We start from the raw sequence: 26,978 nt of genomic DNA, 5'->3' as shown, positions 1-26,978 counted from the left end.
GGAATCCCTGAGGACTCACTGATACTTGGGCCCATCACAGGGGCGGCATCACCCCCTGTTATCCCTCACTTTCCACCATATTTAGTATTTGATTCAGGAACTCGTACTAGTCCTTGACGGGCGCGACGGGTTTGGCCTAGCTTTCTTCCTGTTCGGCGCGAGTGAGTTTTGGGTCCCGCCGGTCGCTCCCAAACGGGTTCCTGAACGCGCACTCCGTCAGCCGGTCGAGGCACGGATCGAGGGTTCGTCTGCCCAAAAATGGGGGCGACCCGGGCGCTGAAAAAAACGAGCCGAATGGCTCAGGTGACGAGTTGAGTGGAAGGGGTTGGCCTCGCCGGCGGCGGGACGAACCCTTGGGGTGGCGAAGACAGAAAACAGGGCCGGGTCCACCGGTAGAGCTAGCGGATCTCAGGCCCAAGGTTGTCTCAACCTTGGTGCCGAAGGTTCGCTCATTGATAACATCCGGCAACCGCGAAAAAGCGGACCGGGCAGAAGACGGGGCACGACCTATGCGAATCGAACGGCGCAACACCACTTCCGGCCAGTCACCCTATGCAGGGATTGATTTCAGGCTGACGACATCCGAGATCCGGAACCCCGACGGTTCGATCGTGTTCCGTCTGGAAAATGTCGAAGTGCCCCAGTTCTGGTCGCAGGTCGCCTCCGACGTGCTGGCCCAGAAGTATTTCCGTAAAGCGGGCGTCGCCGCGCGCCTGAAGAAGGTCGAGGAAGAGACCGTGCCGTCCTGGCTGTGGCGCTCGGTGCCCGACACCGAGGCCTTGGCGCTTCTCCCCGAATCCGAACGTTTCGTAAGCGAGCTCAGCGCCAAGCAGGTGTTCGACCGCCTGGCCGGCTGCTGGACCTATTGGGGCTGGAAGGGCAAGTATTTCTCCACCGAAGAAGACGCGCAGGCGTTCTTCGACGAGCTGCGTTTCATGCTCGCAAAACAGATGGTCGCGCCGAACTCGCCGCAGTGGTTCAACACCGGGCTTCATTGGGCCTACGGCGTCGATGGCCCCGGCCAGGGCCACTATTACGTCGATCCGTTCACGGGGAAGCTGACCAAGTCGAAGTCGGCCTACGAGCATCCGCAGCCGCACGCCTGCTTCATCCAGGGCGTGGGTGACGACCTCGTCAACGAGGGCGGCATCATGGACCTCTGGGTGCGTGAGGCGCGCCTGTTCAAATACGGCTCCGGCACCGGCTCGAACTTCTCCCGCCTGCGCGGCGAAGGCGAAAAGCTGTCCGGCGGCGGCCGCTCGTCCGGCCTGATGAGCTTTCTGAAGATCGGCGACCGCGCCGCCGGCGCCATCAAGAGCGGCGGCACCACGCGCCGCGCGGCCAAGATGGTCGTGGTCGACGCCGATCATCCTGACATCGAGACCTATATCGACTGGAAGGTGAAGGAGGAGCAGAAGGTTGCAGCTCTCGTCACCGGCTCCAAGATCAACCAAAAACACCTGAAAGCCGTGCTGAAGGCCTGCGTCAATTGCGAAGGCTCCGGCGACGACTGTTTTGATCCCGAAAAGAACCCTGCCCTGCGCCGCGAGATCAAGCTCGCGCGCCGTGCGCTGGTGTCCGACAACGTCATCAAGCGCGTCATCCAGTTCGCCAAACAAGGCTACAAGGACATCGACTTCCCGACCTACGACACCGATTGGGATTCGGAAGCCTATCTCACGGTATCAGGCCAGAACTCCAACAACTCGGTCTCGCTGAAGGACGATTTCCTCCGCGCCGTCGAGACCGATGGCGACTGGAACCTGATCGGCCGCACCAACAAGAAGATCACCAAGACGCTGAAGGCCCGCGAGCTCTGGGAAAAGATCGGCCACGCCGCCTGGGCCTCGGCCGATCCCGGCCTGCACTTCAACACCACCATGAACGACTGGCACACCTGCAAGTCGTCCGGCGACATCCGCGCGTCGAATCCGTGCTCGGAATACATGTTCCTGGACGACACGGCGTGTAACCTCGCCTCCGCCAACCTCATCACCTTCTATTCGACCACCACCAAGCGGTTCGACGTCGAATCCTACGAGCATCTCTGCCGGCTCTGGACCATCGTGCTCGAAATCTCCGTGATGATGGCGCAATTCCCGTCGAAGGCGATCGCCGAACTCTCCTACGAGTTCCGCACGCTGGGCCTCGGCTTTGCCAACATCGGCGGCCTGCTGATGACCATGGGTCTTCCCTACGACTCCAAGGAAGGCCGCTCGCTGTGTGGCGCGCTGACCGCGGTCATGACCGGCGTCTCGTATGCCACCTCGGCCGAAATGGCGAAGGAGCTCGGCCCCTTCCCCGGCTACAAGAAGAACGCGGCGCACATGCTGCGCGTGATCCGCAACCATCGCCGCGCGGCGCATGGCGAGAGCCGTGGCTACGAGGCGCTGGCCGTCAATCCCGTGCCGCTCGATCACGCCTCCTGCCCGCAAGCCGACGTCATCGCCCACGCCAAGGCCGCCTGGGACCAGGCGCTCGAACTCGGCGAGCTCAACGGCTACCGCAACGCGCAGACCACGGTGGTGGCGCCGACCGGCACCATCGGTCTCGTGATGGATTGCGACACCACAGGCATCGAGCCTGACTTCGCGCTGGTGAAATTCAAGAAGCTTGCCGGCGGCGGCTACTGGAAGATCATCAACCAGGCAGTCCCCGTGGCGCTGCGGACGCTCGGCTACAGCGAGGCTGATATCGCGGAGATCGAGGCCTACGCCGTCGGCCACGGCTCGCTCTCCAATTCGCCCGGCATCAACGTCTCCACGCTGAAGGCCAAAGGCTTCACCGACGAAGCGCTGGCCAAGGTCGAAAAGGCGCTGCCGACCGCGTTCGACATCAAGTTCGCCTTCAACAAGTGGACCTTTGGCGAAGACTTTCTGCGCGAGACGCTCAACATCGCCCCGGAAGCCATCGCAGCCCCCGGCTTCGACCTGCTCTCAGCTGTTGGATTCAGCAAGCGCGAGATCGAGGCCGCCAACGTGCATATCTGCGGCGCGATGACGGTCGAAGGCGCGCCGCATCTGAAGGCCGAGCACTATCCAGTGTTCGACTGCGCCAACCCCTGCGGCAAGATCGGCAAGCGCTATCTCTCGGTCGAGAGCCACATCCGCATGATGGCGGCGTCGCAGCCGTTCATCTCGGGTGCGATCTCCAAGACCATCAACATGCCGAACGACGCCACCGTCGAGGATTGCAAGGCGGCTTATTTGCTGTCCTGGAAGCTCGCGCTGAAGGCCAACGCGCTCTACCGCGACGGCTCGAAGCTGAGCCAGCCCTTGAACTCGCAGCTCATCAGCGATGATGACGACGAGGAAGATGCGACCGAGGCGTATTACGACAAGCCGATGGCGGCGCGCGCCGCGCAGGTCTCGGAAAAGATCGTCGAAAAACTGGTCGAGCGTATCGTCGTGATGCGCGAGCGCGAGAAGATGCCTGACCGACGCAAGGGTTACACCCAGAAGGCGGTCGTCGGCGGGCATAAGGTTTATCTCCGCACCGGCGAGTATGACGACGGCCGTCTCGGCGAGATCTTCATCGACATGCACAAGGAAGGCGCCGCACTCCGCTCCTTCATCAACAACTTTGCCATCGCCGTCTCGCTCGGCCTGCAATACGGCGTGCCGCTGGAAGAGTATGTCGACGCCTTCACCTTCACCCGCTTCGAGCCGGCGGGGCCCGTGCAGGGCAACGACTCGATCAAGTACGCGACCTCGATCCTCGACTATGTGTTCCGCGAACTCGCGGTCAGCTACATGTCGCGCTTCGATCTCGCCCATGTCGATCCCTCTGAGTCCAACTTCGACGCGATGGGCAAAGGCGTCGAGGAAGGCAAGGAGCCGTCCGACGGCGGCCACCAGGCCAACAAGTATCTGTCCAAGGGCCTGACCCGCTCGCGCACGGATAATCTGGTGGTCATGCGCGGCGTCGACGTCGACGCCCGCGGCTCCGGCAACGTCACCGCGATCGGCGGACACGGCCCCAGCGCCCGCGCCTCCGACGCGCATGAAGGCGCGGTCGCGCTAAAGCAGGAAACCCAGCACGACCTGTCGCCGACAGAAAAGCTGGAAGCCCTGCAATGGAGCAAGTCCGGCAGCGCGGCGGTGGCCGTCGCACCATCCAAGGCCGAACGCCGGGCGGAAGCCAAGGCCAAGGGCTACGAAGGCGAGATGTGCTCGGAGTGCGGCAACTTCACGCTGGTGCGGAATGGGACGTGCATGAAGTGCGATACGTGTGGCAGCACGACGGGGTGCTCTTGAGCTAATCGTTCTACCGAGCTTGGATTAATACACGAAGCAAAGGGCGGCTGCGAAGCCGCCCTTCTGCATAGTACCGATTTACATGGAGTGCTTTGAGAACCTATAATTGTACTACCGAACAACCAACATCGGAAGTCGTCAGTCGCCAGATCAAGCGCAATTCGTACATTGGCGCTATGAGCTTACCATCTATCCCGCAAACATTTGCTCGGAGGAGCATTGGATAGTCGAGCTGCAAGAATTCTCTTCGCACGACATGCAGACGCCATGGCGTACATCGATATTTGCAAACCGGATGGCTCGCGTGGAATTGGTTCAGCTTTCCACGTCGGCAACAATGTGTTTGTAACTGCCCGACATGTGGTCGAAAATAACGAGATTCTTGAAATCAAGATTACAGAACCGATAGGTATTTCTGCCGAAGAATACTTCCGCGATGTTCTTAAGTTAGAAAATCCGGACGAGCGAGCGGAGCAACATAAGAAGGCTTGGGGCGCAGAACGCACCACCCTTATGAGTCATTGGTTGGAACCCCTCAAGATCATTGAGGGCCCCAAGTATCACGATCATCCTGACGTCGATGTAGCCGTATTTCGAGTGGAGAAGACGCATGCCAACGTTGGCGCGATTAAGCTAGGTGTTCATTTCGACGATTGGGTCTATCGCGGCAACTGGCAGCTGTCTGATGCAATTGTCCTCGGATACCCGCCGATTCCATTGACGAATTCTCCTGCACTTATTGCAGCCAGAGCTGAGATCAACGCCTTTGTCGTTCCGCGACATGCGCCATTCATTCACTTCATACTATCCGCCACGCCAAGAGGAGGCTTTAGCGGAGGAGTCGCAATACATGAGGACGGCGATGCCCTTGGTGTGATTACATCATCATTTCTCGACGGCGACCTTCCGGAGCAGATCGGATTCTTTGCCGTTCTTTCGATTGAGGCAATCATTCATTGCCTAGCGATAAACGATCTATACCCCGATTTTCAACGACAGCACCATAAGAAGATCCTCGGCATCGACCCGTTGCCTTGGATAGCGATTGGAAAGAAAGAGACCAACTAACGCTGAGCCAATAGAGGGTAAATATGCCGGAAATTCCTGATGACGATGACAATCAATCATCCAAATCCCATCCGACAACGTCCGCCGATGACGGCACCGAGGCACACAACAAGCTACTGGTCGAAATTTGGAAGCAAGCGGTCGACACTCAAAAACACTTCAACGACATGTGCGTAAAGTCCAGACAACTAGGTCTAACATTCGTTGCAGCGAGCTTGGGCGCAGCTCTTTATTTATTCATACGATCCCCAGGAGGATCGAGTGAATCCGACGCAGCACGATCAGTCTATGCATACTCCTTCTCAGTTTGCGGCCACGCGATAGTTCTACATGTATCCCTGGCAATTATTGTTGCCGCGGCTGCAGCAGTCTATGCAGTTCGACGGCTCGATCTCGGCGTCTATCATCAAATGCTTCGCGGAGCCGTTAGCTTTGGCGAAGACCTCGAACAGAGACACATCGTGCATATTGTCGGGCTCACGAAGGGAATGACCGAAGCGATCTCTCACTTCAGCCGACATTCGGATGCCGCTGTAGAGCTCGGCCCGGAACACTCTTACAACTATGTGGGTCGCGATAAACGCAATGCTGGCGACAAGCTCCGATGGTTCTATGATTTCATCTTTTTCTTCTTGGCATTTCTTGCGCTTCTTATCTTCGTTGCAACCAATTTCTTGAAGGCGGTCGGATGAAACGGGTCGAGTTGGCAGTCTTCGATTTAGACAATACTCTGTACGATTGGTACGCATCATTTCTACCTGCATTCTATGCGATGGTAGATGTCGCGACATCGATCCTGAAGTGCGACCGAGATGCATTGCTAGACGAGCTTCGATCCGTGCACGTCAAGCATCACGACGTGGAGCATCCATTTAGTCTGCTTGAAACGAAAACTGTACAAGAGTTCGTATCTCAAGAAAGATCCTCCCAAGCTCTGCAGGTCCTCGACCCAGCCTTTCATGCGTTCAATAAGACGCGAAAAGAAAACCTGGCTTTATTTCCGGATGTACGAACGACGCTCGATGAGCTTAGAACGCGCGATATTACCTTGATAGCTTTTACAGATAGCAGTTACTTCGCAACGCTCCATCGAATCCGTCAATTAGGGCTAGCAAACGTATTCCAACACATCTTCTGCCGCGCCAAAAGCAAGAACGATTCACCTTTTCCAGTGCGACCGCCACCCGAAGATAATTTGATTCACATAACCACTGAGCTACCTGCCGATGAAACGAAACCGGACCCCCGGGTGTTGTTTGAGATCGCCAGAGTCGAAAATAAGATTACGTCATCCATCGCGTACATTGGTGACAGCATATCAAGAGATGTTTTGATGGCTAAGAAGGCAGACTGTTTTGCAATCTGGGCAAAGTACGGGGTTCACAAAGATAGTACTATGTATGAAAAGCTCGTTCGTATCTCGCACTGGACGACTGAAGACATTCAGAGGGAAAAGAACTACGTCGCAGAAGCAGAGAAAATCAAACCGGATTTCGTCTGCGAGCGGTCCATCGGCGAGATTCTAACCGTGCTCGATGGGCCAACCGGCACTTTGACGAGGAGGCAACAGCGGACGTCATAAACATCATCAATAGCGCTGCTTAGCGAGCGTAATCCTGATTGGCGCAGCGATGTCTGGCCGATCGGAGTCTTGTCGGCGCCGTAGCTCGTTCCCACTGTTAGGCACTGTCAGCGAGCAAGCGTAAGGGGATTTGCCGAAGGCGTAATCCGCCATTCTAAGTGACGAAGTCGGCGGGTCACGCCTCGCTAACCCGCCCCTACTCGCTGCCGGCTATGGCCCGGCTGAGGGTTGAGAACGTCTTACCAGCCGAAAATTCCGGTTCGATCCTTGAACATAGCAAAACCGTTCTTAATTGCGGTGTGGGCCACACGCTGTGGCCAAGCTCGTCTAGACTGCCGCCCCGAGGCTCGGGGTAAGGTGTCCCGACCTTTAGCTATGTTCACCCGCTTACGGTTTTGATGGGGACGAGCGCCGTCAAGCACTTCAAACTACTGGCTTCCGAGCCGGGTTTGCTGTGCCTTGACAACACAAGAGCCGCTTTCCCGCGAAAGAAGCCAAAAATGCAGAGTGCATTGATGGCGCAGTTCTTGAAAACAGCTCTCATCCTAGGCTTCATCGCTCTGATGGTCTGGACCATTCTTCCACCGCTCATGAGTGCTTACTACGGCGGAAATCCACCTCCCCACCTGGCACGCATTCTTGACCGTCAGAGTGAGACGTTGCACAAGGCGGCACTGAAATTTTTCACGCTGTTCGAGAAAATCAGCAAGCGTAGGGCGGATTACCCGAAGGCGTAATCCGCTGTTCTGCGCGACCGCGTCGGCGGGTTACGCCTGGCTACCCCGCCCTACTCGCTATTACTCACTTCATTCACCTACTTCGCCAGCCCGAGCGACTTCAGCGCCTTGCCGTTGTCCTCGTTGTCCGCCTTCATGAACTCCGCGAAGCCAGCCGAATCCGGATAGAAGATCGTCAGCGCGACACGTTTCGTTATTGTGCAAAAGACGCATGTCAAGAAAAAGCAAGAGCTTCCCACGCCTCCGCCGCTGGCGGCGCGGTGCGCGGTGGGCGCGACGGAAGCTCGCGAGAGCACCGCGGGCGGCTCGGATCGTTGGCGTCGTGGCGATCCTGCTTGTGCTCATCGCGCTGACGAACCTTGTCTATCAGGTGATCCGCAAACCGACTGAGCTGTTTGCCGTCGTTGGCGGCGCGCTCGACAAGGAGCCGGCCGAGACGTGGCGGCAATACGGACCGCTCTTCCGCGCCTATTCCACCAGTACGATCACGCCCGAATTGCTGGCCGCGCTGGCGCAGGTCGAGAGTTCAGGCAACCCGGTGGCGCGCACCTACTGGCGCTGGCGATTGAGCCTGAATCCTTTCGCGATTTACCGGCCCGCCTCCAGCGCCGTCGGCCTCTTCCAGATGACCGATCCGGCCTACGCCGAGGCCGCGCGGTCCTGCGTCCGAGAGAATGCGGTCACAAATACCGGCTGCGGGTTCACCAGCCTCACTATCCGCGCGATCCCGAGCCACGCCACTGAGCTCGCGTCCGTGTATCTGGCTCGCAATGTCGCGGCGGTTCTCGCCCGCGTCCCCGACGTGCCGGCAAGCCTGCAGCAGAGGCAGGATCTCGCCGCGTTTATCCATCTTTGCGGCGGGGGTCCCGCCACAGCCTTCGCGCGCCGCAACTTTCAAATGATGCCCGGCGAGCGGTGCGGCGATCATCTCGTCACAGCCTATATCGTCAGGGTCAATGCGATGAAGCGGCAGTTCAAGCGCCTGGCGGCCGATGGCGGGTTCCAGAATTAACCTGCAGAGCGCACATCAAGCTTAACGCGCGAGTTTGGTTGCCACACTACGCAAGCCGAATAGATTCCGATTACCGGATGATTTCCCCCAAGTCATCTGGGTCCACGCCAGCGAAGCCGCCAGGCGAATTGCCCTCTGCCTGGCGGCTTCGTTTTCGGCTCTCGGCGGGTGTAGCTCAATGGTGGAGCGTTGGATTCCAGCCAAAGAGGCCGGTTCGATTTCGCGCTTCCCGCTCCTCATCCCCGAATGCGTTCAATGCGATTTATTCAGTGGGAGATGCTCATGCCTATGTCGCGCAAGCCCATTACCGAAGTCGTTCTAGAGATCACTGAAATCACCTCTCAACCTGTCACGGCAGAGAAACAACAAGCCGACAGCTACGCCCTCAAAGTAAAGGCAGCGATGACACGACTGAGCGAGAGCAAACGCTAGCCCGCAAGGACGATTGGCAAGCGTCGGGCGGATTAGCCGAAGGCGTAATCCGCCGTTCTGCGCGACCGAGTCGGCGGGTTACGCTTCGCTAACCCGCCCTACTCGCAACTCGCTGGAACTTCTCTCAACCACAGATAGAATGACAATCATTGAATACAGACCATGATGCACGAGAAGAGGTCGCCCCGGCCGTATCGACGACAAGGTCGGTCATCCCCAGCCAAAGCTCCTATCGAAAATTCTTGTTGAACATTGTTCATTTTCGGACTACTCATACTTGAGCAACGCTCAAGTACTGGAGAAGCCGACGATGCAACCCGTCCCCGGTATGGACGTCTCGATCGGTCCGGGCCACCCCATGGCCGCATGGATCAAGCACGCTCCGACGATCATCACCGTCGGCATGATTGTGATCCTGGCGCTGCACGGACGCATTGCGCAGCCGGCGCATTACAACGAATTCGCCGACCAGTCGGCCGTGTCAGGCATTCCCCACGCAGCCGATGTGTTTTCCAACGCGGGGTTCGCTCTGGTCGCGATCTGGGGCTGGCTGACATTGCGGCCCCGACGCGCCAGCGACCAGTTGCGCGCCGGATGGCCCGGCTACAGGCTGTTCCTGGTCGGACTGTTCCTGACCGCTTTCGGGTCCGCGTTCTATCATCTCGCCCCCGACAATATCAGCCTGATCTGGGACAGGCTGCCGATCGCGCTGGTTTGCGTCGGCCTGCTCGTCGGCGTCCGCGGAGACACCCAGGGCGGATCGAAGACCGGAATCGACGTGATCGTTCTCGCCCTTTACGCCGTCGCCAGCGTCGCGTGGTGGGCCATCACCGACAGGAACGGCGCGGGCGACCTGCGACCATATCTCCTGTTGCAAGGGCTCCCACTCATCCTCATCCCGCTATGGCAAGCGATCCATCGCGCCCCGCGCACCGATCGCATCGCGTTCGCCACCGCGATGGTGCTGTACATCCTGGCCAAGGTCGTCGAGGTGCTCGACCACGAGATCGCGAACGCTTTCGGTTTCGTCACCGGACACACCTTGAAACATCTGATCGCGACGGCAGCCACGGCCGCAATTGTCTGGGGATTGACCCGACGATTTTCGCATGACGGCCACGCTGCGCGTCGGGTGCATTAGCCGACCTGTCCGCCGTAGCTCAACAAGCGGAGCAAGCGTAGGGCGGATTAGCCGAAGGCGTAATCCGCCGTTCCAAGCGACCAAGTCGGCGGGTTACGCTACGCTAACCCGCCCTACTCCCTGGACAACTCTGACAATCACCCCGGATATCGCGGAGCCTGTCATCCCTGTGCGAGCGCAATTGCGCTCGTCGCGGGGCGCGCATTCGCGCGACCCGTTGCTCATCCGGGCTACACTCGCTGTTCTTGCAGGATCGGTGAACCGAGTTCATCGAAACGGAAGAGCTGAAAGATCCGCTGGCCGTTGAAGTCGAGGATCCTCAAATCATCTGTCTCGTGCAGATTGCTTTCGACCGCGTGAAAATGCCCGCCGTAGCGCTCCCTGGCGAGCGACAATGGAACCTCAAACGCAACGAACTTGCCGATCCCTTTGTGCTTGAGCACCTCAAGAAGCTGCTGATCGCGTAAGGACTCGTGCGATGTGAGAATGAGTAGCGGACCGCTCGCCGTGAGCAGCAAAAGCGATTTCATCGGATACTCCTTCGCGGTTGGACTGAACTCAGCGAGTAGCCCGGATGAACGAAGCGAGATCCGGGCTACGCTCGCTGCCCCCGGATCGAGTTCTTATTTGATTTCCCACGTTGTGTTATGCGGGATGTCCATCGCGAAATAGCCGCCCGGGCCAGCTGGCGCAGGCATGGTTATGCAGGCAAATGGCTCACTCCCGGTGATCCCCTTATACTTCCCGGTACCGCCGGTGATGATGTGGGTGCCACAATCCATTTTCGGCTGCGACTTATCGAGGTCGCGCGTATCGAAGGTCGAGAAAATCTTGTCACCGTCGCTGTCGGCCAGCACGCAGGCGCCGTCGATGTATTTCTTGTCGCCGGACGCCACGTTCAGCGCTACGCAATGGGCCGACATCTTGTCCAGCATCTTCTCGCCCTTCATGTTTTCGGTAGTCCCGACCGCCTCCAGCGTGGTGGCCGTACCGAGTCCGGAGATGTCGATGCTCATCAACGGCTTGAAAATGAAGTGCGTCACGTAGGGCGTAGTCCCCTTCTTTTCAATCGGCTGTCCCAGGGCAGCCGCGGTAGCAATGGCTACCAGTGCCCCGGCGAGGAGCGTCGCTTTCGCAAGTGTCATCGCTGCGGCGGGTATCGCGTATTTGCTTGGGTTGATGGGCCTCATTGGTTCCTCCCTGGATCAGGCGGCGGCTCACGCCTATGCCGCGAACTGCCGCGGAGTTAGAGACGACGTGCTGGCACGTAAGGCGCATATCGTTGTCCTTGCTGATGTCGAACTTCGCGCAGGCGCTGAACGCCGACGCGATCATGCTCTAACGGCGCTTCGCCGCAGACGGGCGAAGTATGTGGGAGATTGTGGCTCCGATCGCCGGTTCACGACGTTGTCTCGCAGAACCGGACTTAAGACAGGGCCGATGAACGGTTTACACACCTGCAAGAAGGCATAACCCGCACGATCCGAGCGAGCCGCATGGTAGCATCAAGTGCGCCCGACGTCAGCCATCATGTCTGGAAAGCGCGGTGTGTATCGTCAACTGGCCTGACCTATCCCGCCATGCGGGATCTGACCAAACTTGCCGATCCATAAGCGGATGAAGGCAAAATCATTCCATCATCGGCCGGCCGATCCAAAGCCGGTTGAGCCTGCGTTCTACGTCCGACTCTATTTTGTTCTCAAAGAACGAATCGGAATCGCGCAAATCCGCGCGCGGCAATTCTTAACAACGGGTTCGCTTCGTGTTGCGCAGCACGTATGCCGCAAGTAGCCCGGATGGAGTGCAGCGCAATCCGGGATCACTCCGACACCACCCCGGATTTCGCGGAGCCTGTCATCGGGCGCGCATTCGCGCGACCCGTTGGCTTCATCCGGGCTACGCCTGCCCGCCGTAACCAGCCTCGGCGCTGCCCGCTGATTTGCTCTGCGCGCAAGTCAAATCTCGCCGCGTCGCATGCGGCAAAACAACACGACGGGCAAATCACCCAACCCCTGTCCAGTGCCCTTGCTAAAAATATTTCGCTTTCGTTGTCGGGCAAATCAGTGGTTTGACTCCGCCCGTCTCACCCGATGAGAGGGGCGTTGCGCACGTCACGAACGCGCGGTGGGATGCGGTGGACGCGGAAGGCGCGCGAGACGCACGCGCCCGACGCGTACGGTGAAGTCGCGTGGTTCGGGCGCCGCGGTGCTGGCGCTAAGCTTGCGATAAGAAGCGCAGGCGACGGAGGCAAGAGAGCCGTTCTCCGGGAAGAGCGCGAAGTAAGCCGTAAAGCCACTGCGCAGGGAAGGCCGGGATGCTCCCGCCGAACCTGTATGCTCGTGTGCGCTTTTGCCATGTGCACTGGCACGCGAGACCGCGGGTGCGGCAAGCACCCGGTCTTCCCTGCGCCCTCTTTTCAAACGGAGGGCAACAGAGTTTTCAAACCTCGGGTGAAACATGCCGCGAGATCGCGAAAGCATGCCCACGTCATTGCGAGCGCAGCGAAGCAATCCATGTCTCCACCTGCGGCACGATGGATTGCTTCGCTTCGCTCACAATGACGCACACGTAGCCCGGATGGAGCGCAGCGCAATCCGGGACCACTCCAACACCGCCCCGGATTTCGCTGCGCTTCATCCGGGCTACGCTCGCTTTGGTTGTGGAATGACTATGTCTCCTTTCATAGCTGCACTCTCAAGATGCTTTCGCTGTCTTGGCCAAGCCTCAAGAACGCGTGGTGTGGCAGCCGGCACACACGCTCGGCGTTAAGCGCGTCATCATCAGAGAAAGAGCCGCACTGTTCACAGACTTGCCGCAAATGCGTGTGGAACTTTCATGGGGACAATTAGCCGAGTATCAATCCATGCGTTTGTCAGTTCTATCGACCGCCGTCGCCGCGCGCGCCGGCGTGCTGTGTTGTGTCTTGTTTATGGTGATAAGCGCTCAAGCGCTCGCGCAGACGTCGGCCACGGACAATCCGAGCCCGACCGCAGCGCAGCCCTCGGTGCCCGCCCAGGAAAAGCCTGCGGCCGCTGCAGAAGAGAAACCGCCTGCCGCGGACGACAAGCCCGCCACCGTCGAGCAGAAGCCGGCCCCCGCAGAGGAGAAACCAGCCATCGCGCAGGACAAACCCGCGGCGGTGGAGGAGAAGTCGGCTGCCACGGACGACAAACCTGCCATCGTCGAGCAGAAGCAGGCACCCGCGGAGGAGAAACCAGCAATCGCGCAGGACAAGCCCGCAGCCGTCGAGGAGAAGTCGGCCGCCACGGACGACAAACCTGCTATCGTCGAGCAGAAGCCGGCCGTCCCGGACGCGAAGCCTGCGGTTGTCGAGCAGAAGCCGGCTCCTGCCGAGGAAAAACCAGCGGTTGCACACGAGAAGCCCGCCTTGAAGCAGAAGGCCGCCTTGAAGCAGAAGTCCGTCGCCAAGCAATCAAAAAGCGCTGTCCGCAGCAAAGCGGCAGAGCACCGTAAATCGATGCAACCGGCCAAGTCGGTGCAACCATCCAAGTCGGTGCAACCGTCCAAGACAGCCCACAAGCCGCGCGAGCGGACCCTGGTCATGTTCTGCACCCGCTTCCGCACCTACAATCCGTCGTCCGGAACTTACCGGGGCTACGACGGCCAGACGCATGCTTGCCGATAGGCGAACGCGGGCGCGGCGTTCACGCCTGACACCCGGTAGAGTTGTGAGTTCCCGGCCTGGATCGCCGGAAGTCAGATTTTTCCGGCTTTGCGCCGCAGACTCGCCGTATTTGTCTCACCAGACTACCTTAAGTTTAACGTCTCAAATCGCGGTTATAACGCGAGGTAATGAGTGATGAAGATTCTTGTTTCAGCCATTTTCCTTGCCATGTCGCTCTCGACGTCGCCGCGGATGGGAATCGTCACCGGTGGCGCGACTGGCACCTACATCAAGATTGGCGAGGACATCAGGAAGATCGCTGAACCGAGCGGCACCTACTTGCAGGTTCTTGAATCGGCCGGCTCCATCCAGAACGTGTTCGACGTTCGCAGGAAGCGCGGTGTCCAACTCGGTATCGTGCAGTCGGACGTGCTCGAATATATCCGCGACATTTCCGACGACCAGGAACTGAAAGTTATCGCCACCAAGCTTGCCGCCGTTTATCCGCTCTACAAGGAGGAGGTCCACATTCTCGGTGATCTCTCCTTGAAAACGCTGCAGGACTTGCAAGGCAAACGTGTTGCGATAGGTCCTCAAAGAAGCGGCACATACCTGACTGCAAAGACGATTTTCTTCCAGACCGGAATCACGCCGTCGAAAGAGATATTTCTCGGCGGCAAAGAAGCGCTGGATTCGCTGCGCAAGGGCGAAATCGATGCAATGTTCTATGTGGCTGGCGCGCCGGCAACGCTCTTTTCGGAGAACACAACCGTCGACGATAAATTCCAGCTCATCGGGTTGGACGACAAAGCCCTCGACAGCTATCTCACGGCAGTCATCCCGGCTGGCACATACAAATGGCAGGAATCCGAGGTGAGAACGGTAGCGGTCAAAGCCGTTCTGATAACGTTCAGCTACGCTGGCGAACAGTGCCAGAATGTGGCCAAGGTGGCCAAAATTATCCGCGAGAACAAGGCTTGGCTGGATGTCAACGGACACCCGAAATGGCGCGAAGTGAATCTCGACGAAAAATTGCCGAAGTGGCCGCAATATGAATGTGTGGCGGCAACGCAGGAGCGCCCGCAGCCCAAGCCGAAGGGCCCGGATATCAAAATCGTGCGCTAGATCAGCGAATGTTGGCCGAAGGCGGGTTACGCTTCGCTAACCCGCCTTACTCGCTATTCACTCACTTCATTCACTTACTTCGCCAGCCCGAGCGACTTCAGCGCCTTGCCGTTGTCCTCGTTGTCCGCCTTCATGAACTCCGCGAAGCCAGCCGAATCCAGATAGATCATGTCGAAGCCGCGCCTGTTCATGAACTCCTTGAACTCCGCGCTGTCCCAGATCTTCTTGATCGCGGTCTCGTACTGCGCGGCAATCTCCTTCGGCAGGCCCTTGGGCGCCGCAAAGCCGCGCCACACACCCTTGTGCCATTTGTGACCCGTCGCCTCCTCGGTGGTCGGCACATCAGGGAAATTTGGCGCGCGCTTGGGTGAGAAGAACACGAGGCTGCGGATACGCCCCGCCTTGATCAGCGCCTCGGCTTCCGGCATCGAGCACGCGACGAAGTCGACGCCGCCGGCCGCGAGATCGGTCAGCGCGGTCGCAGCACCGGTGGACGGCACCCAGCGGATCGAGGTGGGCGAAACGCCGTCGGCCTGCATCAGGCCGGCGAGCGCGACATGCCAGCTCCCGCCCTGCCCCGTGCCTGAGGCCACCACCTTGTTCGGGTTCGCCTTGATGTGCGCGAACAGCTCCTTGACGTTCTTGTAAGGCGAGTCTGCCTTCACGTGGATCGCGGCGGGGTCCTGGTTGACCAGCGCGATCGGCGTATACTTCTCAAAGGTGAGATCGGTGAGCCCCGCCCAGTGCATCAGGTTGATCTCGAGCGTGATGAGACCGAACGTGTACCCGTCAGGCGCGGCGGTGGCGATCGCCTGGTGGCCGACCACGCCCGATCCGCCGGTGCGGTTCACGACGTTCACCGGCTGCTTGAGATCGCGTTCCAGCATGTGGGCGATCTGGCGCGCGACCGCGTCGGTGCCCCCGCCGGCGGCCCACGGCACGATCAGCGTGATCGGCCGCTCCGGGAAGGCGCCTTGCGCGTTTCCGGCACCGAGCAGGCTTGCGGCCGCAAGCGCCGCAAAAGCAAGATTTCTGACATGGCGAAGCATTCGCAAATCCTCCCGCTTTGTTTTTGATGCGCCGGGTGAGACCCCGCGACGCGCGCTTTGTGCGCTATTCGCCATTCGGATGGCGGAGCGCTAACATGTCAAGGGGAAGCAAGCGCAGGGCGCGCTTTATTGCAAGCCGCGCTTATGCAAGGCGATGATTACGATGCGAATGATGCAGTCCGATATCGACTCGTCTTGCAGCCGCAACCTCTGCAGCCACTGCCACGTTGCCGCGTCGATCTCGGTCCGCCAGTTGCCGTTCGGCAAGCGCCGCCCGGGCGGGGGCTCGAACACGCTAGCGATCAGGGCGCGGCACTCCTCGGTGATCTCGGTATCCGGCATCGCCTGAATGGAAGGAAGTCCTCGTGCGCCCAGCACCGCCGCGTGTTGCCCTGATCCGGCAAAATGCACCAGTTAAATCGCGGCAATGCTAATTGGGCCAACGCGCGATGTGTGCCGCCTGCGCGGCAAGCATTACCCCCCGCCCTCCGGCTTGATCCCGGCCGCTTTCATGATCGGCAACAGCCGGCCTTCCTCGCTGTCGCGATAGGCTGATATCTCCTGCGGAGTAGTCGGCCAGGTGGTGGCGCCTAGGTCGGCATAGCGCTGTTGCACCCAGGGGTCCTTCAGGGCCTTTGCGGTGAGCGCGTTGATCTGCGCGACGAGATCGCCCGGCATGTTGGCGGGGCCGATCAGCGCGGTCCATGAGGTCATCTCGAAGCCGGGCAGGAGTTCGGCGAACGCGGGCACGTCGGGAAGCTCCGCGATCCGCTTCTTCGCGGTGACCGCAACCGGCCTGATCGCGCCCGAGCGCACGCTCGGCAGCGAGCCCGGCAAATTGTCGAACAGCATATCGACATTGCCGCCGAGCAGGTCGTTCAGCGCCGGCGCGGCACCGCGATAGGGCACGTGCCTGACCTGGACGCCGGCCATGCTGTTCATCATCTCGCCGGAGAGATGCAGCGTGGTGCCGAAGCCGGCGGAGGCGTAAGTGTACTTGCCCGGCTCCTTCTTGAAGGCCGCGAGCAATTCCTTGAGATCCGAGGAGAACAGGTCCTTCTTCGCGGTCAGGATGTTCGGCAATTGCCACATGCCGGTGATGAAGGTGAAATCCTCGCGCGGACGATACGGAAGCTTGGCATAGCTGCCGATCGCGAGCACGTTGGAGGCGATGCCGCCGAGCCCGATCGTGTAGCCGTCCGCCGGCGACTTCGCGATCGCGTCCGCGCCCAGCACGCCGCCGGCGCCGGCCTTGTTCTCGACCACGAAGGACTGGCCGGACAGTTCGCTCATCTTCTGGCAGAGCACGCGCGAGAGCGTGTCGGTGGCGCCGCCGGCCGGGAAGCCGTTGACATACTTCACGGACCGGATCGGCCAGGCCTCAGCGGCACGGCCCACCCGCGGCGCCAGCCATGGCGCGGCCACGACAGAGCCAAGGAGCGCAAGCGCGCGACGGCGGTTCGCAGACAGCGGCATCGGTGTCCTCCCCTTCCCAAGACAGTGCGCCGCGTCGCAGCTTTTCGCTGTTCTCTTCTCCTTCGCTCCGGTCTTCGATCGGCGTGACGGGACGATCTGCGGGCCAGAGGTGGGACGCGTTCGGCTGACCTCAGCTTATGAGGTGCGAGCGAAACTGCAAAGCCTGCTTTTCGCGACAAAAGCCCGCGAGGACATCGAGGGCTTTCTGCTGGATGAAAATGTTCGATCGACGGCGCCAGTTCAAGCGAGTAGCTACCTCACTCCATCATCGGCCGGCCGATCCAAAGTCGGTTGAGCCAGCGCACGGCAAGGTCCGGCTGCTTGTCGCCCTGCAGGCGCGCTAGCGCTTCCTGATAAGGGCCCACCGCGCGCAGGCGCATGGGAAGGCGGGGATAGACGCGGCGGATCCACTTCAGCGCCAGACTCATGCTGCGCTGTTCGCGTTCGCCGAACTCAAATCCGAATTGTTGGCGCAACCGCTCCGGCAACAGATAGGCCGTCAGCGCGCGATACCAGCGGGGTATGCGCAGTCCTGTCGCGCGACCTGAAAAGATTTGCTCCGCAATGGCGCGGGCGGCGGGACTGACCGCGAGACTATCCGACAGCGCCATCGCCTCCGTGTAGGCGGCGAACGACGTCCAGTCCGCAGGCAGGTCGGCCGGTCGAATGCCGAACAACGCCGCGTACAGCTTCGCCTCTGCCCAGTATTGTTCGCGCTCGCTGTTCGTGAGTGCAGGCAAGACGAGGTCATGCGTCTGCAAGGCGGTCTCCACCAACGTGGCGTGAACCCACCGCAGCGCCGAGACCTCATTGGCGCTGTAACTCGAGCCGGCTTCGAAGCGGCCTGCCGCCTGTGGCAAGATTCCGGTCACCACGGCGTGACGTCGATGCAGCCGGCGGCTTGCGGCCAGCGCCTGGTCGAGCGTGCCGAACACCATCGTGAACGTGATGTTGAATGTCCGATGAAACCGGCCGACCGGATCGGCAAAGGTCCGGGAATGCTCCGATATGGCGGCGGCGACCCAGGGGTGCGCCAGCTGCAGCAACAGCGCCCGCCCCGCGCCAAGGAAAATCGCCGCCTCGCGGTCGACCCGCCACGTCAGTGACTCCGGGCCAAAGATTCCCTTGATCGGTCCGGCCGCCGCCGCGCGAACGGTGTCGAGACTGCTTTCGAAATCATCGGCGGATAACAACAACGGCATATCCCTCAAGCGTAGCCCGGATGAGCACAGTGACATCCGGAACTCCTCTAACACCGCCCCGGATATCGCTTCGCTCATCCGGGCTACGCCCCCTGACGCCGCCAGGACGGCATTCTCTATCGCCGTGCGCCGGGCGGTTTGAATACCCCCTTCTTCCACAGCCGAAATCCGCCCTCGAACGCGTTGGTGTTGGCGCCGAGCCGGACCTTGCGCGGCAGATTGTCGATCTTGTCAACGTTTCCGCCGCCCAGCATGACGTAATCCGGCTCCAGTGCGGCTAGCAGACGCGCCAGGACATCATCGACAGCGCGTTGCCATTTCTTCTTTCCAACGCGCTTCAGAGCTGCGGCGCCGACGCATTGCTCGAACGTCTTGCCGGCGCGGTACGGCAGGTGAGCGAGTTCCATCGGTTCCAGAATGCCATCCACGATCATCGCGGAGCCAAGCCCCGTTCCCAGGCCCAGGAACAACATCCGACCGCCCTGGTAGCTGCCGATCGCCTGCATCAGCGCATCGTTGACGACCTTCGTCGGGCGGCCGAAGGCCTTTTGGAAATCGAAACCGGCCCATCCCCGACCGAGATTGTGAGGCTCCGACAAGGGCCGGTTGTTGATCACTGGCCCCGGATATCCGATCGAGATAACGTCATAGGACCAGTCTTTCGTCAGCGCCTTGACCTTCCTCACGAACATTTTCGCAGAAAGATCAGGACCGGACGCAAACGCGCGTTTGGTTCGCTCTTTGTCAGTCATGAACTTCACGCGCGAACCGCCGACGTCGATCGCCAGGATCGTGTGTCGCGATGTACGCTTGCCGGTTTTCTTCACCATGAATTCGCGCCCCGCGCTGTCGGACGAGCACAACTATAGCCGATACTCTGCCGAGGTAGAGAAACAACCACAGCTTTGTTCTCCATCCGACTCCATTTTGTTCGCAAAGAACGAATCGGAATCGTACAAATCAGTGCGAGCCAATTCTTAACAACACGTTTGCTTCGTGCTTGCTTAGCGCGGATACTAGACCCGTTGGTTCATTCGCGCTGCTGCTCAACGTCATACCCCAGCCCCGGCCGCAGCGCCCGCATCCTCTCGGCCAGCCGCCGGCTGCCCGTCTCCTCCGCGCGGGCCAACTGGTTAGCGACCGCCACATGGTCCTCATCGCTCTTGTGCTGGTTGAGTTTTGACTGGCCCTCGATCTCATCGACGACGATATCGATGACGCGGATCGAGGCGAGCATCGTCTCGCGCTTGGTGGGCTCCATCTGTGCAAGATCCCAGGGCTGCTTTGGCAGGCGCGCCTCGGAGACGTCCAGCAGCGCGTCGCCGTGGGCGCGGTTCTCGTCGCGTTCGCACAGATGCGCGACGCCCGCGAGATGCACGGCCTCGTAGAGCCAGGTCGAGACGTTGTCGCGCGAGGCGTACCAGTCATTGGAGACATAGGCGTCGTCGCCGGCGACAATCAGGAGGAAGCGCCTGACGCCGTCGGCGAGTTCGACGAGCGGATTTCTGGCCGTGAGATGGATCTGGATGATCACGCGATCATCGCGCTGCTGGATCACAAAGGGCACGTGCGAGCCGCGCGGGCCGCGCTCGTCCGCCGCAACGATCGCGCCAAAACCGCGGCCGGCCGCGAATGCGAGCGCGCGCTGCTCCTCGATGCGAAACTGGGGTCGAAGAATATGCATGGCCAGGCGCTCGGACGGCAGGGATGGAGGGCTTCCGTGAAGGCTAACCCATTCGTCCTGATATCACCAACCTGCTCCAGGGCGCGTTCCAACCGCAAGGCAACTGCGATATGAGGCTACGTGCCGCCTCATTCAACTGTTCCCTGATCCAGCTTGCCAATCGAGCCCGATGCCATGTCCCCGCTAAAGCCCCAGGCCACCTACGACGATTTCGCCCGCCTCGACATCCGGATCGGCAAGGTCGTGGACGTGCAGCCATTTCCCCGCGCGCGCAACCCATCCTACAAGGTTGGCGTCGACGTCGGCACTGAGCGGATCATGTGGTCGAGCGCGCAGATCACGAATTATGAACCCGCCGCCCTGCTCGGCTCCCTGGTCGTGTGCGTCTGCAATCTCGGGGCGAAGAACATCGCGGGCTTCACGTCCGAACTGCTGATCCTCGGCGCAAAGGATGCGGAAGGCAACGTGATCGTGCTCGGCCCACGCAGCGAGGTCGCGACCGGCGAGCCGGTGTTTTGAGGCTGCGTGTTACGCGGACGAAGGAGACGGCGAGTAGCCCGGATGAGCGTAGCGACATCCGGGACCACTCTACACCGCCCCGGATATCGCGGAGCCTGTCATCACTGGGCGAGCGCAATTGCGCTCGTCGCGGGGCGCGCATTCGCGCGACCCGTTGGCTCATCCGGGCTACAATCGCTTCGCTCAGGCCGCCTTCGCCACCTTCTCCGGCGGCGCGGTTTCCATTGCGCGCATGTACAGATCGAGCAGGCTTTCGCGCTCGTCGCGCTCGTCCTGGTCCTGCTTTCGCAGCTTGATGATCTCCCTCAGGATCTTTACATCGAACCCTTCGCCCTTGGCCTCCGAAAATACTTCCTTCTTCTGCTCGTTCAATTCCTGCAATTCGGTGTCGATGTTCTCGATGCGCTCAACGAAAGAACGAATCCGGCCGCCGGGAATGGTGACGTCAGACATGGTGCCTCCCTGTTTAATGAGGTTGTGAAAATGCCCGCAAACAAATAACCAATGTGTTAACCTCGGAAGGTTCCCGCCCCGCCAAATCAGATAATCCCCAGACTTAACCATGAACGTAATTTCGATTCAGTCACAGGTCGCCTACGGCCACGTCGGCAACAGCGCCGCGGTCTTTCCCATGCAGATGCACGGGATCGACGTGGTGGCGGTGCCAACCACCTTGCTAAGCAACCGGCCGGGCTACCCGACCGTCCGCGGCCGGGTGCTCGATGCAGAGCTCGTTGCCGATCTGCTGCGCGGGATCGAGGAGCGCGGCGCGGTCGATGCGGCGCAAATGATCCTGTCGGGCTATCTCGGCTCGGCCGACAACGCCGCCGTGGTCGCGGATTTTGTCGCGCGCGCCAAGGCCAAAAATCCCGCGCTGCTTTATTGCTGCGACCCCGTGCTCGGGGACCGCGACCGCGGCCTGTTCGTCCATACCGACATCCCGCCGCTGGTGCGCGACCTTTTGTGTCCGCTTGCCGATATCATCACGCCCAATCATTTCGAATTCGAATGGTTGAGCGGAGCGAAGGCTGCGACGATCGATCAGGTGCTCAAGGCGGCGCGCGCGTTCATGGCGCGCGGGACGGTGGTGATCACCAGCGCCGAGCTCGCCGATACACCCGAGGGCGAGATCGAGACGCTCGCCGTCGAACGCGCAAGGTCCTTTCGCGTGCGCACCCCAAAACTGCCGATCAGCCCGAACGGCACTGGCGACCTGTTTGCCGCGCTATTGGTCGCCGCGCGTATCAGCGGCGCCGACACGCCGGATGCGCTCAGCCACGCCGCCTCCGCCATCTTCGCCGTACTGGAACGCACCGCGACCAGCGGTACCGAGGAGATGCGCATCGTCGAGAGCGCGGAGTTGCTCGTTAACCCGGAGCGCAAGTTCGAATGTATCTCGATCACCCCGTAGCCCGGATGAAGCGCAGCGCAATCCGGGATCACTCTAACACCACCCCGGATTTCGCTTCGCTCCATCCGGGCTACTATCCGCAGGACAAAAAATGAGCCGCTTCTGGAGCCGCTTGACGCACGACCTGAAGCCCTATGTGCCAGGCGAACAGCCCCGCATGGCGGAGTTGGTCAAGCTCAACACCAATGAAAGTCCGTTTGGTCCTTCCCCGCGCGCTCTGGAAGCGATCCGCGGCGAGGCGACTGATGCGCTGCGTCTATATCCGGACCCACAGGCCACTACGCTGCGGGCTGCCTTGGCCACCTACCACCAGGTACAGTCAGAGCAAGTGTTCGTCGGCAACGGCTCGGACGAGGTGCTAGCGCACGCCTTCGCCGCTCTGCTGAAGCATGATGCGCCGTTGCTCTTCCCTGATATCACCTACAGTTTCTACCCGGTCTATTGCCGGCTGTTCGGCATCGCCTACGAGGCCGTGCCGCTCGATCAGGCCATGCAAATCCGCAGTTCCGACTATCGCCGGCCGGCCGGCGCGCTCATCGTGCCCAATCCCAATGCGCCGACAGGCGTTGCGCTGTCGCGGGCCGAGATCGTTACCCTGCTGGAGGAGCATCCTGACGCTCCCGTCGTCATCGACGAGGCCTATGTCGATTTCGGCGCCGAGACCGCGATACCGCTGATCGCCTCCCACCCGAACCTTCTGGTCGTTCAAACCATGTCCAAGTCCCGGGCCCTGGCGGGTTTGCGGGTTGGCTATGCGATCGGCGACGCCGACCTGATCGAGGCGCTCACCCGGGTGAAGGACAGCTTCAATTCCTATCCCCTTGGCCGGCCCGCCCAGGCCGGCGCCATCGCCTCGCTGGAGGACGAAACCTATTTTCAACGGAGCCGCGCTCGCGTGATCGAAGGCCGCGAGCGGCTGAACCGCGGACTGGTCGGGCTCGGTTTCGAAGTGCTGCCGTCCTCCGCCAACTTCGTCTTCGCGCGTCATCCGGCGCACGAGGGCGCGGCGCTGGCCACGGCATTGCGCCAACGGGCGGTGATCGTCCGCCATTTTTCCGCGCCTCGTATCTCCGACTATCTGCGGATTACAGTGGGCACCGACGGGCAAATCGACCGGCTGCTGTCGGCGCTATCGGACATCCTGGGTAGCCCGTAGCCCGGACGAGCCAATGGGTCGCTGGTCAACTTGAAGCAGGCCAGGACGACTGGTCCTTTGGCAAACGTCCGGCTGGATCGTGCACTTGAACCAGATGGGGAAGAGACGCCCCCCACCGCCACAGGACAAGATTCGACATGTCCGGCCGAGCGCCATTTGCGAAGGATGGCACCAGAACTCCGGCAGCGCCTTTTGCAATCAGCCGCGTGGAAATGTTCCACGACGCGGGCGTCCGACCGTTGGCGCGATCGTAAGCCCATGCACATGACAACGCCGCGAGATCGATATCCTCGGTGGCGCGCGCCGCGTCCGTTCGCAGATCGATGATATCTTCGACGTCTACGTTGTAGGAGCAGATGGTGAGCGGGTCGATGCGATGCCCGAAGCCATGGCCCATCTCGGTCAACATTCCCTCAATCGTCAGCGCCAGGTAAAGCGCGGGCGTGCCGACCGGATTGAACCGTCCGCCCTTCGCCGCCGCACCATCGCCCGACGTCGGCGACCACGCCCACCTCGGATCATGTCCGCGATAGCAAACGCTCTGCCATCTCAAGCAAAGCCACCAGTGGCGATGTGATCGAGATAATCGCGGACGGCAGCCGCCTTGCCTTCCTTCACTAGGGATTCGGCGGTGCGACCGCCAAAGGCAGCGATCGGCTCCGCGCGATACCACGCCATCGCTTGTTTTTCGCCGCCAGCCCAACCCGTGATGCGGCCGACGATTTCCAGCATTTCGGTGGCGCGGGCCTGCGTTTTCGGGGCCGAAACACGTGTCACGCGATACACCGTCTCGGGCTTGACGCCGATAGTTTCGGCGAACTGCTGCTTGGACATGCCAAAGCGTTCCGCGACACGATCGACGATCACAAAGCCCTTGGGATCGAAGAATTGGGAGACGAGAGGCTTGCTCAGCATCAAGGGCTTATCTGACTTGTGAGCGGCAGCGGCGCTGCCCTTGCGCAGCGATTTGGCTCGCGCGGCAATCCCGCGTACGGTTTTGCCGCCGCGCGTTGGGTGTTTTGATGCAGTCATGGTAGCTACCTGATGCCATAAATATATGGCATTCTATATGGCACGGATTCCTGGTTTTGTCCACCTTTCGCCGGCCAGGCTCCCGAGCCCGGCCAAGGCCCCGCGCGCTACCCGCTACTGCACGACGTCGAGTTTGACCTTGGCAACACCCTTCCCCACCATTCCCAGCGCGTCGGCCGCGGAATAGGAGACGTCGACAACACGCCCCCGAATATAGGGACCGCGGTCATTGACGCGTACCGTCACCGACTGGCCGCTCGCGACGTTTGTCACGCGCAACTTGGTGCCGAACGGCAACGTCGGATGCGCGGCGGTCATGTCGAGCGTGTTGAACTTTTCGCCGCTCGCGGTCTTCGTTCCCTCAGTGTAGAAGCTCGCAACTCCATGCGAGGGCGTCTTGTTGTCGCCCGCATCCCTGCGCGATGCGACCGAGGTACGCTTTTTCACTGCGGCCACGCGCCTCTTCATCATGGGCGTTGCCATTCGATCCTGATCCAGCGACGCCTGCCTGCTGGCGCGAAGTTCGGATTTCTGAGTGACGACCGAGGACTGCGCGCAGGCCGCAAGGGATGCGGCTGCGAGCGAGACAGCAAGCAGCCGTATGAATTTCCCTGCACGCGCGGCCGGGATCAACGGCGGTTCAAATTGAGTACGGCCGGCTCTGACGTCGACGCACGAAATACTGGTGCAGCCAATGGAAGACATGTTGCAATCCCCCGCTCGCGCCCCAGCCCAAGCCGAAAACCAACACGCGGCAATGGCGGGACCGAATCCGGGCGGAAGCGTGGCCGGACGCGATCAGGCACGGTTTCCACAGCGCGATTCCGTTCGAGTGTGGTGATTGCGACACAGGATTAGCTCGTAGGGCGGATTAGCGAAGCGTAATCCGCCATCCATCCGCGACCAAATCGGCGGATTACGCTTCGCTAATCCGCCCTACGCGCCGTCAGGAAATCTCGTAGACCGACACCTTGTCCGCGATTCCGCTCAACGCCACGCGTCGGGGCGCCGGCTTCAGCCCGTTGGTCTCGAGCAGCGCCCGGGCATGGGCGTTCTCCACCACCGATTCCGTCACCACGATCGAACGTGAGGCAGCAAGGCCCTGGACGCGCGAGGCGATATTGACCGTCTGGCCAAAATAGTCCTGCTGGCCATTGAGCGTGACCGCGAGGCATGAGCCTTCGTGGATGCCCATCTTCAGGCGCAGGCTCTGATGCTGACGCTCGGCGCCAAGATCGCTCATCGCCTCGCGCATGCGGATCGCCGCGGCAATGGCGCGGTCGGGTGTCTCGAAGGTCGCCATGACGGCATCGCCAATGGTCTTCACGATCGCCCCCCGTTCGGACGCGATGATCTCCTGCAGCAGCCTGAAATGCTCGTTGACGAGATCGAAGGCCGTGAGGTCACCGACGCGCTCATAGAGCTCGGTGGAATCCTTGAGATCGCTGAACAGGAACGTCAGGCTCAAGATCTTGAGACGCTGGCCGATGGCGAGCGTGTCGGTCCGGTAGATATCGCGAAACGTCTGATTGGTGAGGAGGCGCGCTGCCGTGAGAACGGACTTGCGTCGCCTGAGGATGTCGTCCAGCGCCGGGTTCGCGACCCATACCGCCGGCAACACGCGACCGTCGGTGCGGTTGTCCAGGGCGACGCGCAGCGGCCCGGGGCGCAAGGTAACAGTGTCGACGGGAACCTGAACCCTGTTGAAGATCACCGACAGGTTCTGGCGCTCGCTGGTCTCTTCGCCGCTGACCTCCAGGAACTGGGCCGCATGCGTCACGGGATCGAACACGATCAACGTGCCCTGCGGCACCTGCAGGGAAAGGATGGCCCGCTCCCCTGCCGGCAAGTCGACGATTTCGAGCGTGACGTCCTCCAGCAGCTTCTCCAGATCGTCCGGAAGATCGATCGCCGAACTCCAGAAGATCTGGCGATAATATTCGGCCGCGGACAGTTCGTCGGGATTATGGGCCGCGATCTTGCGCACGCGCGGGCTTACCGTGAAGGTCACCTCGACCAGATTGTCGAGCGTCGTCTCGTAGCCCGCGGCGCAGAAAGCGCAATTATACTGCGCGCTATTTAGCGTCTTCAGGCTCTTGTTGGCGGAAAGAACGCCGGCGCAGCTCGGGCACATCACGTTCCATGTCATCTCGAACATGCCGAGCCCCACGGCATTCAGCAGTGCTGCGATGACCCGATCTTCGTCGAGCCCCTCCGTGCCTGCGAGATCAAGCGCGTTCATCTTGTTCAAGGCATGATCGGGGGCATCCCGCACCATGCGCTCGAGCATGTCGACAACGGCTTCGTCGGACGACTGCCGCAGAGCCGCAAACAAGGTCTCGGTTTCGCTCATGCGACAATGCTACCTGAAATAAGGCAGCGCGAACACCCGCTAACCCATCACATGCGCGTCGTCGTAGCCCTCGCCGGTCGGCTTGCGTACGGCGCAATCGGCGGAGCCTGTCATTCAA

28 protein-coding genes are annotated in these 26,978 nt (G+C 60.7%); 14 read left to right on the top strand and 14 right to left on the bottom strand.

Going from position 1 to position 26,978, the window contains the following annotated elements:
• Window positions 1-509: 509 nt before the first annotated feature.
• From KIP88_RS28145 to KIP88_RS28125, 5 genes are all read left to right on the top strand, one after another.
• The gene (locus tag KIP88_RS28145) at window positions 510-4,256 is read left to right on the top strand and encodes a vitamin B12-dependent ribonucleotide reductase (protein ID WP_214491344.1); all 3,747 of its coding nucleotides are present in this window, start codon (window positions 510-512) and stop codon (window positions 4,254-4,256) included.
• 267 nt (window positions 4,257-4,523) lie between these two features.
• Complete coding sequence (locus KIP88_RS28140; RefSeq protein WP_214491342.1) at window positions 4,524-5,324, top strand: serine protease; 801 nt, start codon at window positions 4,524-4,526, stop codon at window positions 5,322-5,324.
• A 23-nt stretch (window positions 5,325-5,347) separates the two neighbouring features.
• A complete protein-coding gene (locus tag KIP88_RS28135; RefSeq protein WP_214491341.1) occupies window positions 5,348-6,016 on the top strand; it encodes a hypothetical protein in 669 nt (222 codons plus the stop codon).
• Window positions 6,013-6,906 (top strand): HAD family hydrolase, encoded by an 894-nt coding sequence (locus tag KIP88_RS28130; RefSeq protein WP_214491339.1) that lies wholly within the window; start codon window positions 6,013-6,015, stop codon window positions 6,904-6,906. Before KIP88_RS28135 ends, KIP88_RS28130 begins: the two co-directional genes overlap by 4 nt.
• Before the next feature lie 500 nt (window positions 6,907-7,406).
• Complete coding sequence (locus tag KIP88_RS28125; RefSeq protein ID WP_214491337.1) at window positions 7,407-7,643, top strand: hypothetical protein; 237 nt, start codon at window positions 7,407-7,409, stop codon at window positions 7,641-7,643.
• Between the two features lie 77 nt (window positions 7,644-7,720).
• Here KIP88_RS28125 and KIP88_RS28120 read toward each other — a convergent pair whose 3' ends face one another.
• Window positions 7,721-7,861, bottom strand: coding sequence for a hypothetical protein (locus KIP88_RS28120; protein WP_214491336.1), 141 nt, complete (start codon window positions 7,859-7,861; stop codon window positions 7,721-7,723).
• On the opposite strand from KIP88_RS28120, the gene KIP88_RS28115 reads away from it, so the two are divergent.
• From KIP88_RS28115 to KIP88_RS28105, 3 genes are all read left to right on the top strand, one after another.
• Window positions 7,855-8,655: a transglycosylase SLT domain-containing protein gene (locus tag KIP88_RS28115; protein ID WP_214491334.1), complete on the top strand. Its 801-nt coding sequence runs from the start codon at window positions 7,855-7,857 to the stop codon at window positions 8,653-8,655. The two genes, KIP88_RS28120 and KIP88_RS28115, sit on opposite strands and share 7 nt — an antisense overlap.
• Before the next feature lie 282 nt (window positions 8,656-8,937).
• Window positions 8,938-9,087 (top strand): hypothetical protein, encoded by a 150-nt coding sequence (locus tag KIP88_RS28110; protein WP_214491327.1) that lies wholly within the window; start codon window positions 8,938-8,940, stop codon window positions 9,085-9,087.
• A gap of 310 nt (window positions 9,088-9,397) precedes the next feature.
• Complete coding sequence (locus KIP88_RS28105; RefSeq protein ID WP_214491326.1) at window positions 9,398-10,228, top strand: hypothetical protein; 831 nt, start codon at window positions 9,398-9,400, stop codon at window positions 10,226-10,228.
• Between the two features lie 230 nt (window positions 10,229-10,458).
• Here KIP88_RS28105 and KIP88_RS28100 read toward each other — a convergent pair whose 3' ends face one another.
• The 3 genes from KIP88_RS28100 to KIP88_RS28090 all read right to left on the bottom strand — a co-directional run bounded on the left by KIP88_RS28100 (window position 10,459) and on the right by KIP88_RS28090 (window position 12,865).
• A complete protein-coding gene (locus KIP88_RS28100) occupies window positions 10,459-10,758 on the bottom strand; it encodes a cytosolic protein (protein ID WP_214491324.1) in 300 nt (99 codons plus the stop codon).
• 93 nt (window positions 10,759-10,851) lie between these two features.
• Window positions 10,852-11,418, bottom strand: a complete 567-nt coding sequence (locus KIP88_RS28095; protein WP_214491322.1) for a hypothetical protein — start codon at window positions 11,416-11,418, stop codon at window positions 10,852-10,854.
• Between the two features lie 1,297 nt (window positions 11,419-12,715).
• On the bottom strand, window positions 12,716-12,865 hold the full coding sequence (locus KIP88_RS28090) for a hypothetical protein (protein ID WP_214491321.1): 150 nt from the start codon (window positions 12,863-12,865) through the stop codon (window positions 12,716-12,718).
• 76 nt (window positions 12,866-12,941) lie between these two features.
• Between KIP88_RS28090 and KIP88_RS28085 the strand changes: the two genes are divergently transcribed.
• Both KIP88_RS28085 and KIP88_RS28080 read left to right on the top strand, forming a co-directional pair.
• Window positions 12,942-13,874: a BA14K family protein gene (locus KIP88_RS28085; protein ID WP_214491319.1), complete on the top strand. Its 933-nt coding sequence runs from the start codon at window positions 12,942-12,944 to the stop codon at window positions 13,872-13,874.
• A gap of 174 nt (window positions 13,875-14,048) precedes the next feature.
• Entirely contained in the window at window positions 14,049-14,978 is a 930-nt protein-coding gene (locus tag KIP88_RS28080; RefSeq protein WP_214491317.1) for a TAXI family TRAP transporter solute-binding subunit, read from the top strand.
• Window positions 14,979-15,052: 74 nt separating this feature from the next.
• On the opposite strand, the gene KIP88_RS28075 is transcribed toward KIP88_RS28080, so the two are convergent.
• Entirely contained in the window at window positions 15,053-16,027 is a 975-nt protein-coding gene (locus KIP88_RS28075) for a tripartite tricarboxylate transporter substrate binding protein (RefSeq protein ID WP_214491315.1), read from the bottom strand.
• Between the two features lie 163 nt (window positions 16,028-16,190).
• On the opposite strand from KIP88_RS28075, the gene KIP88_RS28070 reads away from it, so the two are divergent.
• Window positions 16,191-16,376, top strand: a complete 186-nt coding sequence (locus KIP88_RS28070; RefSeq protein WP_214491313.1) for a hypothetical protein — start codon at window positions 16,191-16,193, stop codon at window positions 16,374-16,376.
• A gap of 125 nt (window positions 16,377-16,501) precedes the next feature.
• Here KIP88_RS28070 and KIP88_RS28065 read toward each other — a convergent pair whose 3' ends face one another.
• The 4 genes from KIP88_RS28065 to KIP88_RS28050 form a co-directional block, all read right to left on the bottom strand.
• Entirely contained in the window at window positions 16,502-17,503 is a 1,002-nt protein-coding gene (locus tag KIP88_RS28065; RefSeq protein ID WP_214491311.1) for a tripartite tricarboxylate transporter substrate binding protein, read from the bottom strand.
• Window positions 17,504-17,760: 257 nt separating this feature from the next.
• Window positions 17,761-18,696: an oxygenase MpaB family protein gene (locus tag KIP88_RS28060; RefSeq protein ID WP_214491434.1), complete on the bottom strand. Its 936-nt coding sequence runs from the start codon at window positions 18,694-18,696 to the stop codon at window positions 17,761-17,763.
• A 125-nt stretch (window positions 18,697-18,821) separates the two neighbouring features.
• Complete coding sequence (locus KIP88_RS28055) at window positions 18,822-19,532, bottom strand: ROK family protein (RefSeq protein ID WP_374226523.1); 711 nt, start codon at window positions 19,530-19,532, stop codon at window positions 18,822-18,824.
• A gap of 203 nt (window positions 19,533-19,735) precedes the next feature.
• Window positions 19,736-20,389, bottom strand: a complete 654-nt coding sequence (locus KIP88_RS28050; protein ID WP_214491308.1) for an FMN-binding negative transcriptional regulator — start codon at window positions 20,387-20,389, stop codon at window positions 19,736-19,738.
• 174 nt (window positions 20,390-20,563) lie between these two features.
• On the opposite strand from KIP88_RS28050, the gene KIP88_RS28045 reads away from it, so the two are divergent.
• Complete coding sequence (locus KIP88_RS28045; protein ID WP_214491306.1) at window positions 20,564-20,908, top strand: tRNA-binding protein; 345 nt, start codon at window positions 20,564-20,566, stop codon at window positions 20,906-20,908.
• A 183-nt stretch (window positions 20,909-21,091) separates the two neighbouring features.
• On the opposite strand, the gene KIP88_RS28040 is transcribed toward KIP88_RS28045, so the two are convergent.
• Window positions 21,092-21,361 carry a DUF2312 domain-containing protein gene (locus KIP88_RS28040; RefSeq protein WP_214491304.1) on the bottom strand — a complete coding sequence of 90 codons (270 nt, stop codon included), beginning with the start codon at window positions 21,359-21,361 and terminating at the stop codon, window positions 21,092-21,094.
• A gap of 109 nt (window positions 21,362-21,470) precedes the next feature.
• On the opposite strand from KIP88_RS28040, the gene pdxY reads away from it, so the two are divergent.
• Window positions 21,471-22,319 carry a pyridoxal kinase PdxY gene (gene pdxY, locus KIP88_RS28035; RefSeq protein ID WP_214491303.1) on the top strand — a complete coding sequence of 283 codons (849 nt, stop codon included), beginning with the start codon at window positions 21,471-21,473 and terminating at the stop codon, window positions 22,317-22,319.
• 91 nt (window positions 22,320-22,410) lie between these two features.
• Complete coding sequence (gene hisC, locus KIP88_RS28030; protein ID WP_214491301.1) at window positions 22,411-23,475, top strand: histidinol-phosphate transaminase; 1,065 nt, start codon at window positions 22,411-22,413, stop codon at window positions 23,473-23,475.
• Window positions 23,476-23,500: 25 nt separating this feature from the next.
• On the opposite strand, the gene KIP88_RS28025 is transcribed toward hisC, so the two are convergent.
• From KIP88_RS28025 to KIP88_RS28010, 4 genes are all read right to left on the bottom strand, one after another.
• Entirely contained in the window at window positions 23,501-24,028 is a 528-nt protein-coding gene (locus KIP88_RS28025) for an RES family NAD+ phosphorylase (protein ID WP_214491300.1), read from the bottom strand.
• Window positions 24,025-24,390, bottom strand: a complete 366-nt coding sequence (locus KIP88_RS28020) for an MbcA/ParS/Xre antitoxin family protein (RefSeq protein ID WP_214491433.1) — start codon at window positions 24,388-24,390, stop codon at window positions 24,025-24,027. The genes KIP88_RS28025 and KIP88_RS28020 overlap by 4 nt, the downstream gene beginning before the upstream one ends.
• Window positions 24,391-24,621: 231 nt before the next feature.
• Complete coding sequence (locus KIP88_RS28015) at window positions 24,622-24,963, bottom strand: septal ring lytic transglycosylase RlpA family protein (RefSeq protein ID WP_308163656.1); 342 nt, start codon at window positions 24,961-24,963, stop codon at window positions 24,622-24,624.
• 490 nt (window positions 24,964-25,453) lie between these two features.
• Window positions 25,454-26,860 (bottom strand): adenylate/guanylate cyclase domain-containing protein, encoded by a 1,407-nt coding sequence (locus tag KIP88_RS28010; protein WP_214491296.1) that lies wholly within the window; start codon window positions 26,858-26,860, stop codon window positions 25,454-25,456.
• Window positions 26,861-26,978: the final 118 nt, after the last annotated feature.

Origin of the sequence: Bradyrhizobium sp. SRL28, from assembly GCF_018596315.1 — a bacterium.
Taxonomy (GTDB): domain Bacteria; phylum Pseudomonadota; class Alphaproteobacteria; order Rhizobiales; family Xanthobacteraceae; genus Bradyrhizobium.
Note: the sequence above shows the minus strand (reverse complement) of the source record. Positions and strands in the feature narration are given on the sequence as shown.